The sequence below is a fragment of the Streptomyces sp. P3 genome (genome assembly GCF_003032475.1).
Taxonomy (GTDB): domain Bacteria; phylum Actinomycetota; class Actinomycetes; order Streptomycetales; family Streptomycetaceae; genus Streptomyces.
The window spans coordinates 166,873-179,463 of record NZ_CP028369.1; the positions used below are offsets into that span (position 1 = coordinate 166,873).

At 72.8% G+C, this 12,591-nt stretch carries 10 protein-coding genes; 3 read left to right on the forward strand and 7 right to left on the reverse strand.

Annotation, left to right across the window (positions count from 1 at the left end):
- Window positions 1–73 precede the first annotated feature (73 nt).
- From C6376_RS00605 to C6376_RS00615, 3 genes are read left to right on the forward strand one after another with little or no spacing between them, the layout of a single operon-like run.
- On the forward strand, window positions 74–5,008 hold the full coding sequence (locus C6376_RS00605; protein ID WP_107441600.1) for an ATP-dependent helicase: 4,935 nt from the start codon (window positions 74–76) through the stop codon (window positions 5,006–5,008).
- Window positions 5,009–5,068: 60 nt separating this feature from the next.
- The gene (locus C6376_RS00610; protein WP_107441601.1) at window positions 5,069–5,917 is read left to right on the forward strand and encodes an Fpg/Nei family DNA glycosylase; all 849 of its coding nucleotides are present in this window, start codon (window positions 5,069–5,071) and stop codon (window positions 5,915–5,917) included.
- Window positions 5,918–5,964: 47 nt separating this feature from the next.
- Entirely contained in the window at window positions 5,965–6,729 is a 765-nt protein-coding gene (locus tag C6376_RS00615; RefSeq protein ID WP_107441602.1) for an SDR family NAD(P)-dependent oxidoreductase, read from the forward strand.
- Between the two features lie 70 nt (window positions 6,730–6,799).
- Here C6376_RS00615 and C6376_RS44920 read toward each other — a convergent pair whose 3' ends face one another.
- From C6376_RS44920 to C6376_RS00650, 7 genes are all read right to left on the reverse strand, one after another.
- The gene (locus C6376_RS44920; protein WP_107441603.1) at window positions 6,800–7,132 is read right to left on the reverse strand and encodes a hypothetical protein; all 333 of its coding nucleotides are present in this window, start codon (window positions 7,130–7,132) and stop codon (window positions 6,800–6,802) included.
- Window positions 7,133–7,560: 428 nt separating this feature from the next.
- Window positions 7,561–8,031: a Dps family protein gene (locus tag C6376_RS00625; protein ID WP_107441604.1), complete on the reverse strand. Its 471-nt coding sequence runs from the start codon at window positions 8,029–8,031 to the stop codon at window positions 7,561–7,563.
- Window positions 8,032–8,234: 203 nt separating this feature from the next.
- Window positions 8,235–8,615 (reverse strand): helix-turn-helix domain-containing protein, encoded by a 381-nt coding sequence (locus C6376_RS00630; RefSeq protein ID WP_057575292.1) that lies wholly within the window; start codon window positions 8,613–8,615, stop codon window positions 8,235–8,237.
- 109 nt (window positions 8,616–8,724) lie between these two features.
- Window positions 8,725–9,270 (reverse strand): CinA family protein, encoded by a 546-nt coding sequence (locus tag C6376_RS00635; RefSeq protein WP_107441605.1) that lies wholly within the window; start codon window positions 9,268–9,270, stop codon window positions 8,725–8,727.
- The gene (gene pgsA, locus C6376_RS00640; protein ID WP_107441606.1) at window positions 9,267–10,052 is read right to left on the reverse strand and encodes a CDP-diacylglycerol--glycerol-3-phosphate 3-phosphatidyltransferase; all 786 of its coding nucleotides are present in this window, start codon (window positions 10,050–10,052) and stop codon (window positions 9,267–9,269) included. Before pgsA ends, C6376_RS00635 begins: the two co-directional genes overlap by 4 nt.
- Window positions 10,049–11,518 (reverse strand): 30S ribosomal protein S12 methylthiotransferase RimO, encoded by a 1,470-nt coding sequence (gene rimO, locus C6376_RS00645; protein WP_107441607.1) that lies wholly within the window; start codon window positions 11,516–11,518, stop codon window positions 10,049–10,051. The genes pgsA and rimO overlap by 4 nt, the downstream gene beginning before the upstream one ends.
- A gap of 99 nt (window positions 11,519–11,617) precedes the next feature.
- The gene (locus tag C6376_RS00650; protein ID WP_107441608.1) at window positions 11,618–12,454 is read right to left on the reverse strand and encodes a helix-turn-helix domain-containing protein; all 837 of its coding nucleotides are present in this window, start codon (window positions 12,452–12,454) and stop codon (window positions 11,618–11,620) included.
- Between the last annotated feature and the right edge of the window lie 137 nt (window positions 12,455–12,591).

The window sequence follows — 12,591 nt, forward strand, 5'->3', positions numbered from 1 at the left end:
TCCACACATCGCTTCACCCGCCGTGTTCTCGCAGCTCAGGGCCATTGTCAGTGGAGGGGTGCAGGATGGACGCATGGTCAGCTCCGCACACCGGGCCCTCGACGGCTTCTCCCCCGCGACCCGCGGCTGGTTCACGGGGGCGTTCTCCGCGCCCACCGCGGCCCAGGCCGGCGCGTGGCGAGCCATCGGCGAGGGCTCCGACGTGCTGGTGGTGGCCCCGACGGGTTCCGGCAAGACGCTGGCCGCCTTCCTGGCCGCCCTGGACACGCTGGCCTCGACGCCCCCGCCCGCCGATCCGAAGAAACGCTGCCGGGTCCTCTACGTCTCCCCGCTCAAGGCGCTCGCGGTCGATGTGGAGCGCAACCTGCGCAGTCCACTGACCGGTATCCGTCAGGAGTCCGTGCGTCTGGGCCTGCCCGAGCCCGAGATCAAGGTCGGCATCCGCTCCGGCGACACCCCGCCCGCCGAGCGCCGTGCGCTGTCCACCCGCCCGCCGGACATCCTGATCACGACGCCGGAGTCGCTTTTCCTGATGCTCACGTCGGCCACCCGCGAGGCGCTGACCGGCATCGAGTCGGTGATCCTGGACGAGGTGCACGCGGTCGCCGGCACCAAGCGCGGCGCGCACCTCGCCCTCTCCCTGGAGCGACTGGACGAGCTGCTGCCCAGGCCCGCCCGTCGCATCGGCCTGTCGGCCACGGTCCGTCCGGTCGACGAGGTGGCCCGCTATCTCTCCCCGCACCGCAAGGTGGAGATCGTCCAGCCGAAGTCCGGCAAGGCGTTCGACCTCTCGGTCGTCGTGCCGGTGGAGGATCTGGGCGAGCTGGGCGGCTCCCCGGTCGCCGAGGGCACCGAGGGCGCCGAACGCCCCTCGATCTGGCCGCACGTCGAGGAGCGGATCACCGACCTCGTCCAGGCCCACCGCTCCACCATCGTGTTCGCCAACTCGCGCCGACTCGCCGAGCGGCTGTGCAACCGGCTGAACGAGATCGCCTACGAGCGCGCCACCGGGGAGCCCCTGGGCGAGCATCACTCCCCCGCCCAGCTGATGGGCGGCTCCGGCGCGGCCCAGGGAGCCCCGGGCGTCATCGCGCGCGCCCATCACGGCTCGGTCTCCAAGGAGCAGCGCGCCCTCGTGGAGGAGGACCTCAAGGCAGGCCGGCTGCCCGCCGTGGTGGCGACCTCCAGTCTCGAGCTGGGCATCGACATGGGCGCGGTGGACCTCGTCGTGCAGGTGGAGTCGCCGCCTTCGGTGGCCTCCGGTCTCCAGCGCGTCGGACGGGCCGGGCACCAGGTGGGCGCGGTGTCCACCGGCGTGGTCTTCCCGAAGTACCGGGGCGACCTCGTCCAGGCGGCCGTGGTGACCGAGCGGATGCGTACGGGCTCGATCGAGTCCCTGCGGGTGCCCGCCAACCCGTTGGACGTCCTGGCCCAGCAACTCGTGGCCATGACGGCCCTCGACACCTGGCAGGTGGACGACCTGCTGGCCCTGGTCCGCCGCGCCGCTCCCTTCGCGTCGCTGCCGGAGTCAGCGTTCACCGCCGTCCTGGACATGCTGGCCGGCCGCTACCCGTCGGACGCGTTCGCCGAGCTGCGCCCGCGCGTGGTGTGGGACCGGGTCGCCGGGACGGTCACCGGCCGCCCCGGAGCCCAGCGCCTCGCCGTCACCTCCGGGGGCACGATCCCCGACCGGGGCCTGTTCGGCGTCTTCCTGGCGGGCTCCGACCCCAAGAAGGGCGGGGGCCGGGTCGGTGAACTCGACGAGGAGATGGTCTACGAATCGCGCGTGGGTGACGTCTTCACGCTCGGCACCAGCTCCTGGCGGATCGAGGACATCACCCGCGACCGGGTCCTGGTCTCCCCCGCTCCCGGCGTTCCGGGTCGTCTGCCGTTCTGGAAGGGCGACCAGCTGGGCCGGCCGCTGGAGCTCGGCCGCGCGGTGGGCGCGTTCCTGCGCGAGGTCGGTTCGCTCTCCGAGGAGGACGCCCGGCTGCGCCTGCTCACCGCGGGCCTCGACGCGTGGGCGGCCGACAACGTGCTCTCCTATCTGGACGAGCAGCGCCGGGCCTGCGGCCACATCCCCGACGACCGCACGATCGTCGTCGAGCGCTTCCGCGACGAACTGGGCGACTGGCGCGTCGTCGTCCACTCCCCCTTCGGCGCCCAGGTGCACGCGCCCTGGGCGCTCGCGCTGGGGGCGAAGCTCTCCGAGCGGTACGGCATGGACGCCCAGGTGATGCACGCCGACGACGGGATCGTGCTGCGGCTGCCCGACGCCGACCTGATGGGCCTGGACCTTTTCGACCAGGAACCGATGAAGGCCGGCGCCGAGTACGACGCCGAACAGGCCCCGGTGGGCGCGGCGGACGTCGTCTTCGACAAGGGCGAGGTCGACCAGATCGTCACCGATCAGGTGGGCGGCTCGGCCCTGTTCGCGGCGCGCTTCCGCGAGTGCGCCGCCCGCGCACTCCTGCTGCCGCGCCGCAACCCGGGCAGGCGCACTCCGCTGTGGCAGCAGCGTCAGCGCGCCGCTCAGCTGCTGCAGGTGGCGAGCGAGTTCGGCTCCTTCCCGATCGTGCTGGAAGCGATCCGCGAGTGCCTCCAGGACGTGTTCGACGTCCCCGGCCTCGTGGAGCTGATGGGCGACCTGGAGTCGCGCAAGGTGCGCCTGGTCGAGGTCACCACCGCGGAGCCGTCCCCCTTCGCCCGTTCCCTGCTCTTCGGTTACGTCGCCCAGTTCCTCTACGAGGGGGACTCTCCGCTGGCCGAGCGCCGCGCCGCCGCCCTCTCCCTGGACTCCCGCCTGCTGGCCGAGCTGCTCGGCCAGGCGGAGCTGCGTGAACTGCTCGACGCGGACGTCCTCGCCGAACTGGAACAGGAACTCCAGTGGCTCACCGAGGACCGCCGGGTGAAGGACGCCGAGGGCGTGGCGGACCTGCTGCGCCTGCTCGGCCCGCTCACCGACGCCGAACTGGCCGAGCGCGGCGGCGAACCGCAGTGGGCACGGGAACTGGCCGTCGCCCGCCGCGCCATCCCGGTACGCATCGCCGGCACCGAGCACTGGGCCGCGATCGAGGACGCGGGCCGGCTGCGGGACGCCCTCGGCACCGCACTGCCGGTCGGCGTGCCGGAGGCGTTCACGGAGCCGGTGAAAGACCCTCTCGGCGACCTCCTCGCGCGCCACGCCCGCACGCATGGACCCTTCACCTCCGCCGGCGCGGCCGCCCGCTTCGGCCTGGGCGTGGCGGTCACCGAGGGCGCCCTCCAGCGGCTCGCGGCGGGCGGACGCGTCGTCCAGGGCGAGTTCCACCCGGCGGGCATCGGCCAGGAGTGGTGCGACGCGACGGTCCTGCGCCGGTTGCGACGCCGCTCCCTGGCCGCCCTGTGCCATGAGCTGGAACCGGTGCCGCCGCCCGCGCTCGCCCAGTTCCTGCCCCAGTGGCAGCACATCGGCAGGGGGCACTCACTGCGCGGCGTCGACGGACTGGTGCGCGCGATCGAGCAGTTGCAGGGTGCCTCGGTGCCCGCCTCGGCCCTGGAGAAGCTCGTCCTGCCCTCGCGCGTGCGGGACTACACCCCGGCGATGCTCGACGAGCTCACCGCGGCCGGAGAGGTGGTCTGGGCCGGCGCCGGCGCACTGCCGGGCAAGGACGGCTGGGTCTCGCTGTACGTGGCGGACACCGCGCCACTCCTGCTCTCCCCGCCCCACCCGCTCGAGCTGACGGCACTGCACCAGTCCGTCCTGGACGCGCTCACCGGGGGCTACGGCCTGTTCTTCCGCCAGATCGCCGACCAGGTCCGCGCCACCACCCACCCCGAGGCGAGCGACCCCCAACTCGCCGACGCCGTCTGGGACCTGGCGTGGTCCGGTCGGCTCACCAACGACACGCTGACCCCGATGCGCTCCCTGCTGGGCTCGGGCCGCACCGCCGGGTCCACGGCCCACCGGGCCAAACGCGCGGTCCCGCGCGGCCGCTACGGCTCGCTGACTGCCGGGGCCCGCCCCGCCTCCCGTGGCGGCCCCCCGACCGTCGCCGGCCGCTGGTCCCTCCTCCCCGCCCACGAGCCCGATCCCACGGTCCGCGCCCACGCACTCGCCCGCACGCTCCTCGACCGGCACGGCGTGGTGACGCGCGGAGCGGTCGCGGCCGAGGGCGTAGAGGGCGGCTTCTCCGCGACGTACCGCATCCTGTCCGTCTTCGAGGAGAGCGGCCAGGCCCGCCGCGGGTACGTCGTCGAGGGCCTCGGCGCCGCCCAGTTCGCCATGGACGGCGCCGTGGACCGCCTGCGTGCGGTGGCCAACGCCCGCGACCGCGGCGAGGCACTGCCCGGCCCGAACCCGACCCCGCACACCCAGGACGACTTCGTCTTCCCCGACGACCTCCCGGCCGACGACGCGTGGGACGTTCCGGGCGACCGCGCCTCCTTCCCCTCGCCGCCCGCCCCTCGAAGGGGTCCGGCCTCCTCGGACGAGTACGTCTCGCCCCGCGACCTCGCCTCCCCCGGCACGGGCGGAGGCCGCGGCGGCGGCGCGTTCCCGAACGCCGCGGGCTTCCCCGGCCGACCCGGCCACGGCGGCGTGCGTCACGGCGGTCGCGAGGCGTCCCCGGCCTCCCGCGCCGTCGTCCTCGCCGCCGCCGATCCCGCGAACGCCTACGGCGCCGCTCTCGGCTGGCCCGAGCCGCCGAGCGGCGCCGGACACAAGCCCGGCCGCAAGGCCGGCTCCCTGGTGGTCCTCGTCGACGGCGAACTGACGCTCTACATGGAGCGCGGCGGCAAGACCCTGCTGGCCTGGCCCTCCGTCGCGGACAGCGAGGGGGCACCCGCCGACGACCCACAGCTGCACGCCGCCGCGCAGGCCCTCGCCGAGGCCGCGCGCGCGGGCGCCCTGGGCACGGTCACGGTGGAGCGCGTCAACGGCAGCTCGGCCCTCACCTCGCCCATCGGCGCCCTGCTGGAAAGGGCCGGCTTCATCGCGACCCCGCGAGGCCTGCGGCTGCGCGCATGACGACGATGAGCCCCCTCCGTCCCCCGAGCCGGCCCTTGTCCCCCGTGTCACCCTTGACGCATGCCCGAAGGTGACACCGTCTGGCAGGCCGCGAGGCGACTCAACGAGGCCCTCGCGGGCAAGGTGCTGACCTGCTCCGATCTGCGCGTCCCCAAGTTCGCCACCGCGGACCTCACCGGCCGCGCCGTCCTCGGCGTCACCGCGCGCGGCAAACACCTGCTCACCCGGGTCGAAGGCGGCCTGACGCTCCACTCGCACCTGCGGATGGACGGCTCGTGGAAGGTGTACACGAACGGCCAGCGCTGGACCGGCGGCCCGGAGCACCAGATCCGGGCCGTCCTCGGCACCCACGACCGCACGGCCGTCGGGTACCGCCTGCCCGTCCTCGAACTGCTGCGCACCGGCGAGGAGCAGCGGGCCGTCGGCCACCTCGGTCCCGACCTGCTGGGCCCCGACTGGGACCCCGAGCAGGCGCTCGCCAACCTCCTCACCGACCCCGCGCGCGCCCTCGGCGAGGCCCTCCTCGACCAGCGCAATCTCGCCGGCATCGGGAACGTCTTCAAGAGCGAACTCTGTTTCCTCCTGGGCGCCACGCCGTGGCTCCCGGTCGGCACCCTCCCCGCCGACCGCGCCGCGAAGCTGCCCGCACTGGCGAAAAAGCTCCTGGAGGCCAATCGCGACCGCCCGAACCGCAACACGACCGGCCGCCGCGGCCAGGACCTGTTCGTCTACGGCCGCGCCTTCCGCCCCTGTCTGCGCTGCGGCACCCCGATCCGGGTGGCCGACCAGGGCGACGGCTCCCGGGAACGCCCCACGTACTGGTGCCCCGTCTGCCAGACGGGCCCGGTCCCGGCACCCGCCTCACCGCCGACGCGTCACACCCGCCGCCTCCCCCGCACCGCGCAGTGAACGCCCACCGATTGACGGACCGTCAGAAATCCTCGTACCGTCCTTTCATGGCCGTGAAGGCGTACGACCTCACCGGACGCATCGCATTCGTCACCGGCGCCGCCAGCGGAATCGGCCGTGCCTGTGCCGTCCTGCTCGCCCAGGCGGGCGCGACCGTACACACGGCGGACCGGGATGTCGAGGGGCTGCACGAGACGGCGACCCTGATCAAGGCTCAGGGCGGCGCCGCCCACACCCACCGCCTCGACGTCACCGACCGAGCCCAGGTGCGGCATGCCGTGGAGTCGTGCGAGCGCCTGGACGTCATGGCGGCGGTCGCCGGGATCATGCACAGCAGTCCGGTCCTGGAGACCCGCGACGAGGATCTCGACCGCGTTCTGGCCGTCAACTTCAAGGGCGTGCTGTACGCGTGCCAGGAGGCGGCCCGGCTGATGCTGGCACGTGGCGCCGGCGGCAGCATCGTCACCATGGCGTCCGGCGCCGTGGACACCGGAGGCCCCGGCCTGCTCTGCTACGGCGCCGCCAAGGCGGCCGTCGTCCAGCTGACGAAGACCCTGGCGACGGAGGTGGGCCGGCACGGCATCCGCGTCAACGCCGTCGCCCCGGGCTGGATCCGCACACCGATGACCGACCGCCACGACACCGGCGCACAGGCGCACACGGAGGCGCTCATGTCCCGCATGTCACCGCTGGGCCGGGTGGGCGCACCGCAGGACGTCGCTCACGCGGTCCTCCACCTGGCCTCGGACGCGTCGGCGTTCACGACGGGCCAGATCCTCCGCCCGAACGGCGGCGTGGCCATGCCCTGGTAGCCGGCGGCGGGTCCACGCCGGTGCCCAGGCCACGTCTCCCCGCCCCGACCCACACCACGCTCGCCTCACGTCACTCCCTCCTCGTGCCCCCGTCGCCCCCTCCGCGGTCCCGGCCGTCCTCGCGGCCCCCGCAGCTCTCGTGGTCTCCGCAGTTTTCGCCGTCCCCGCCGTCCCCGCGTGCCGAGCCGCGTCCGTCCCCCCGCCAAGCGCCCCGCCACCGCCCGTCGGCAACCGAGCCCGCCGCCCGCGCCTTGGCGACACAGTGCACCGGAAGCAGGCTCAGACCCCACCCTCCGGCCGCGACCGCGCCCTCCAGCACGCCGGCGTCCGGCGCCACCGCGAGCCGCACCACGGCCCACCACCACACAACCCCGGCTCCCAGGCCGAGGCCCGCAGCGGCCACCCGCCCACGCCCCCACCCGCCCCCGGCTATTCGCCTCGCCACAGTCCCGTCACCTCCAGCCCGAGCGTCACCCGAAGCACTTCCGCACGCGGAATCCCTCAGACGCCGGGCCTTTCTCGCCCGCGCCGGACCCGCCGCAGCCGGCGAGAGGAGTGGACGGCGCCCGCGACCACGCCCCGTCCACTCCGCGGGACGACGACGCTAAGCGCGCTCCCCCCTCTCCGGCAGGGCGCACGCATGGCACACCGGCGCACCCCGCAACCCGCCGTGCCCCGCCCGTCCCCGGGGGAACACTCGAAGCACCCTGAGCATCACGCCCCCGGACGACCGGGAGCACCCGCACCCCCCGGACGACCGGGAGCATCAGGTCCGCCCGGCCGGACGACCCGGCGGCCGGCCCGGCCGTACGACCCGACAGAGCCGCGGTCTCACGCGTTCTCCGCCTGGAACATCCAGTGATGCTTCTCGAGATCGGCGGTGATCCCGATGAAGATGTCCTGGCTCACCGGATCCGCGTCGCCGGTGGCCGCCACCCGTTCCCGCATACGGGTGATCACCGCCCCCAGAGCGGCCACCAGCGTCCCGATCGCGTCGGAGTCCTTGACCCAGCCCTCCGCCACCGCCTCGATCCCGCTGCCGGCGGCCACGGTCGCCGCGCGTCCGTCCGGCGGGACGCCCAGCGCCGAGGCACGCTCCGCCACGGTGTCGGAGTGGGCGCGGGCGACGTCCACGACCTCGTCGAGCTGCAGGTGCACCGAACGGAAGCGCGGCCCGACGACGTTCCAGTGGACCTGTTTGGCGACGAGCGACAGGTCGACCAGATCGACGAGCGCGCCCTGCAGCGCCTGGGAGACGACTTTCAGGTCGGCGTCGGACAGAGGACTCTTCACGACGTACATCCGTACCTCCGGTGGTCGGCCCCCGCAGTGCCCCTCCACGATGACCTCGACCATCGGCACCGGCAAACGGACCCGGACGCGAAAAACCCCGACCGCACCCTCTCCGGGTCTTCCCGGAGAAGCCCCGGCCGGGGCCTCACACTTGCCAGTGCACGTACCTGCGCACGTGCCCGCGCCGACTCAGGGGCCGGCGCACGTGCGTCTCACGCGGCGACCACGTCCACCGCCTCGGCGGGTGCCTTGATGGTCACCCGCTCCGGAGGCACACCGGTCACCGACACGGAACCCAGCATCGGACGAACCGACGTGGGCACAGGCTGGCTGGGGGTGGCCGCTGCAGACTGTGCCAGCTCCGCGAGGGCGAGCTCGTCGCTCACTTCCCGCATGAGCTCGGACATCCGTACGTCCAACGCGTCGCAGATGGCGGAGAGCAGCTCGGAGGATGCCTCCTTCTGCCCCCGCTCCACCTCGGAGAGATAGCCGAGTGAGACTCGGGCGGACGAGGAGACTTCGCGCAGAGTACGGCCCTGGCGCTGGCGCTGCCGACGCAGCACGTCACCCAGCAGGCGACGGAGCAGAATCATCGGTGGCTCCCTCCTCGGACCGCGTAGCCGCATCCTTCACGCCCCACCGTACCGCCTCGCGCTGCGGCCGTGCGGGGAGCGATGTCGTGTTCACTCAGGGCTGCAAACATCAAAACCCCCCGTTCTGTTCCGTATCCTGTGCCCGCTCGTTCCCGGTCTGTTCGCCCGCAAGCTCGCTCAGGAGCAGTGCGAGTACGCTCCGTACACTCTCTCTACGAATTTCCGCCCGGTCGCCGTTCAACCGCAGGGCCTCCACTTTTCCGCCAGCGGCGGAACCGGGATCCGCGCCGAACGGTCCGTCCACGGCCACGAAGACCGTTCCCACGGGCTGTCCGTCCTGGGCGTCCGGGCCGGCCACGCCGGTGGTCGCGAGACCCCAGTCGGCACCCAGCGCCTTGCGCACGCCGGCCGCCATCTGCGCCGCGACCTGCGCGTCCACCGCTCCCCGCGCCGCCAGCAGGCCGGCGTCGACGCCGAGCAGCTCGTGCTTGAGCCCGGTGGCGTACGCCGTCACCGAGCCTCGGAAGACCTTGGACGCTCCGGGGACCGATGTGATCTCCGCCGCGACCAGACCGCCGGTCAGCGACTCGGCGACGGCGAGCGTGCCACCCGTGGCTGTGAGTAGTCGCACCACCTCGACGGCCGTGGAATTCACCCTTGCGTCTCCTCCGCCGCGGCCTCGCGCTCGGCGATTCCCGCCCGGCGCAGCACGATGGCCTGCCTCACGTAGTCGAGCCCGGTCACCACGGTCAGGACGACCGCCGCGGCCATCACCCACCACCTCAGGGTCGCCAGCCACCCCGTCAGTGCCAGGACGTACATCCCGACGGCGATGCCCTGGACGAGCGTCTTCAGCTTGCCTCCACGGCTCGCCGGGATGACGCCGTAGCGGATGACCACGAAACGCATGAGGGTGATGCCGAGTTCCCTGCCCAGAATCACGATCGTCACCCACCACGGCAGGTCGCCGAGCGAGGAGAGACAGATCAGCGCCGCTCCCATGATCGCCTTGTCGGCGATGGGGTCGGCGATCTTCCCGAAGTCGGTGACGAGGTTGTACGTGCGGGCCAGATGACCGTCGAAAAGATCGGTGATCATGGCGATGGCGAAGGCGGCCCAGGCGAAGGAGCGCCACGCCGGGTCGTAGCCGCCGTCGGCCAGCATCAGCGCGACGAAGCCGGGTACCAGGATCAGCCGGAGCATCGTCAGAAGGTTGGCGATGTTCCACACACTGGCCTGGTTGACGGCGGCGGCCGCGAGCTTCGCGCCCCGTGGCGGCTTTGTGTCGCCCTCCGGTTCGGTGAGCGCGGCCACGTCGGCGGCGGTCGCGTCCAGGGCGGTCACCGTGGCCTGCTCGGCCTCTGCGGCCTGCGTGGCGGCGGGCTGCGGGGCAGCGTGCGAGGGGCCGCCCGCGGCCGATGCCGGAACACCCGTCATCTGCCCGCCTCCTCACTACACCCGAACGAGCCCTGCAAAGGCTCGGCCACCAGGTCGACGCCTGCCGTGCCGATCACCTTCGCCTCGACCATACGACCGATGCCCAGGCCTTCGCCCGACGTGAGCAGCACCTGGCCGTCCGTCTCCGGCGCCTGGTGCGCGGCCCGGCCGTGGACGCCTTCGTCGTCGATCGATTCCACGAGCACGTGGACGGTCTCGCCGAGCCGTTCCTCGGCGCGCTGCGAGACGAGCTCCTCGGCGAGCCGGGAGACCCGGGCGAGCCGCTCGGCCACGACGTCCACGTCGAGCTTGCCGTCGTATGTCGCGGCCTCGGTGCCGTCCTCGTCGGAGTAGCCGAAGACGCCGATCGCGTCCAGCCGCGCGCCGTCCAGGAACCGCTCCAGCTCCGCCAGGTCGGCCTCGGACTCGCCGGGGAAGCCCACGATGAAGTTGGAGCGCACGCCCGCCTGGGGCGCCTTGCCGCGGATGGTGTCCAGGAGCTCGAGGAAGCGGTCGGTGTCGCCGAAGCGGCGCATCGCGCGCAGCACGCCGGGCGCGGAGTGCTGGAAGGACAGGTCGAAGTAGGGGGCGATCTTCGGCGTCGAGGTCAGCACGTCGATCAGACCGGGTCGCATCTCGGCCGGCTGAAGGTAGCTGACGCGCACCCGCTCCAGGCCGTCGACCTCGGCGAGCTCGGGCAGCAGCGACTCCAGCAGGCGGATGTCGCCGAGGTCCTTGCCGTACGAGGTGTTGTTCTCGGAGACCAGCATGACCTCCTTGACGCCCTGTTCGGCCAGCCACCGCGTCTCGTTCAGCACGTCGCTCGGCCGGCGGGAGATGAAGGAGCCGCGGAACGACGGGATGGCGCAGAAGGAGCAGCGCCGGTCACAGCCGGAGGCGAGCTTGACGGAGGCGACCGGAGCGCCGTCCAGCCGTCGGCGCAGGGGGGCGCGGGGGCCGGACTGCGGGGCCAGGCCCTCGGGGAGGTCGGTCGGCGCGCCGTGGCCCGGCAGCGCCACGTCGGTCGCCGACTGGCGCTCGGCCGGGCTGATCGGCAGCAGCTTGCGCCGGTCACGCGGGGTGTGGGAGGCGTGGATGCCGCCGTTCAGAATGGTCTGAAGGCGGTCGGAGATGTCGCTGTAGTCGTCGAAGCCGAGCACGCCGTCGGCTTCGGGAAGGGCCTCGGCGAGCTCCTTGCCGTACCGCTCGGCCATGCAGCCCACCGCGACGACGGCCTGAGTTCTGCCGTGGCCCTTGAGGTCGTTGGCCTCCAGGAGGGCGTCGACGGAGTCCTTCTTGGCGGCGTCGACGAAGCCGCAGGTGTTGACGACGGCGACGTCCGCGTCCTCGGCGTCCTCCACGAGCTGCCAGCCGTCCGCCTCCAAACGGCCTGCGAGCTCCTCCGAGTCCACCTCGTTGCGGGCGCAGCCAAGAGTGACGAGTGCGACGGTACGGCGTTCAGGCATGGGCTCAAGACTACTTTGTCCTGCCGACAGCGGACGTCGACGGGGTTGACGATCTTCGCCGACCCCGTCGTAGGCCCCCGTCACACGGGAAACGGCCGCTCATCCGACCTGCGGGTCGCCCTTCGTGTACGTCAGCCGCTCCACCGCGCCCGGCTGGAAGTCGTCGTTCAGCTTCTTGCCGTTGACGTACAGATCGACGGCGCCGGCGTCGCCGAGGATGAGGTTGATCTTCTGGCTGTCCTGGAAGGTGCGGGAGGCGCCCTTCTTGAGCAGGTCGTCGAAGAGCAGGCGGCCGGTGTGGTCCTTGACGGAGACCCAGCTGCGTCCGTCGGCGGCGACGACCTGGACGGTCACCTTGTCCTGCGGCGCCGCGGCGATGGCGCTGTCGGAGGGTTCGGGCGTCTCGTCGACCGGCTTGTGGGTCTTCGGCGTGGGCGAGGCGGTCTTGCCGATGGTGGGAGTCGCGCCCTCGGCGACCTGTTCCTTCGACCCGTCGTCGCCGCCCCGGAAGGCGGTGAAGCCGACGAAGCCGACGACCGCGACGATCGCGGCGACCATGGCAGCGGTCCAGTTGGGTCCCCGGCGCTCGGGGCGGATGCGTTCCGCTTCGAACAGGGGTGCCGCGGGGGTCGGCGCGGGGCGGCCGCCGTGGGTGGCGTCGTACCGGTCGATCAAGGGGGCGGGGTCCAGGTGGACGGCCCTGGCCAGGGTCCGGACGTGCCCGCGCGCGTAGACGTCCCCGCCGCAGGGGGTGAAGTCGTCCGCCTCGATGGCGTGCACGATGGCGATGCGCACCCGGGTGGCCGTACTGACGTCGTCGACGGTCAGACCGGCCGCGATGCGCGCCTGCCGCAGGGCACGACCGATGGAGAAGGGGGCTTCCTCGGACGGGTCTTCGAACGGACGCTCGTCTTCAGGGGAGTTGCCGATGGACACGGGGGCGCCTTTCGAGCGGATAGCCACCTGTGCTGGAGGTTCAGTCTAGGGGGGGTGCCGAAGGGAGGGGCAACCGGACGGTGGGACTTTGTACGCCATCGGTATGGCCCGGACACATCGATGACGGGCCGGTCACG

Excerpts from the sequence above, each read along its gene's own strand:
- C6376_RS00605 (WP_107441600.1), top strand. The coding sequence starts at position 74 with ATGGTCAGCTCCGCACACCGGGCCCTCGACGGCTTCTCCCCCGCGACC.
- C6376_RS00610 (WP_107441601.1), top strand. The coding sequence starts at position 5,069 with ATGCCCGAAGGTGACACCGTCTGGCAGGCCGCGAGGCGACTCAACGAG.
- C6376_RS00615 (WP_107441602.1), top strand. The coding sequence starts at position 5,965 with ATGGCCGTGAAGGCGTACGACCTCACCGGACGCATCGCATTCGTCACC.
- C6376_RS00625 (WP_107441604.1), bottom strand. The coding sequence starts at position 8,031 with ATGTACGTCGTGAAGAGTCCTCTGTCCGACGCCGACCTGAAAGTCGTC.
- C6376_RS00630 (WP_057575292.1), bottom strand. The coding sequence starts at position 8,615 with ATGATTCTGCTCCGTCGCCTGCTGGGTGACGTGCTGCGTCGGCAGCGC.
- pgsA (WP_107441606.1), bottom strand. The coding sequence starts at position 10,052 with ATGACGGGTGTTCCGGCATCGGCCGCGGGCGGCCCCTCGCACGCTGCC.
- rimO (WP_107441607.1), bottom strand. The coding sequence starts at position 11,518 with ATGCCTGAACGCCGTACCGTCGCACTCGTCACTCTTGGCTGCGCCCGC.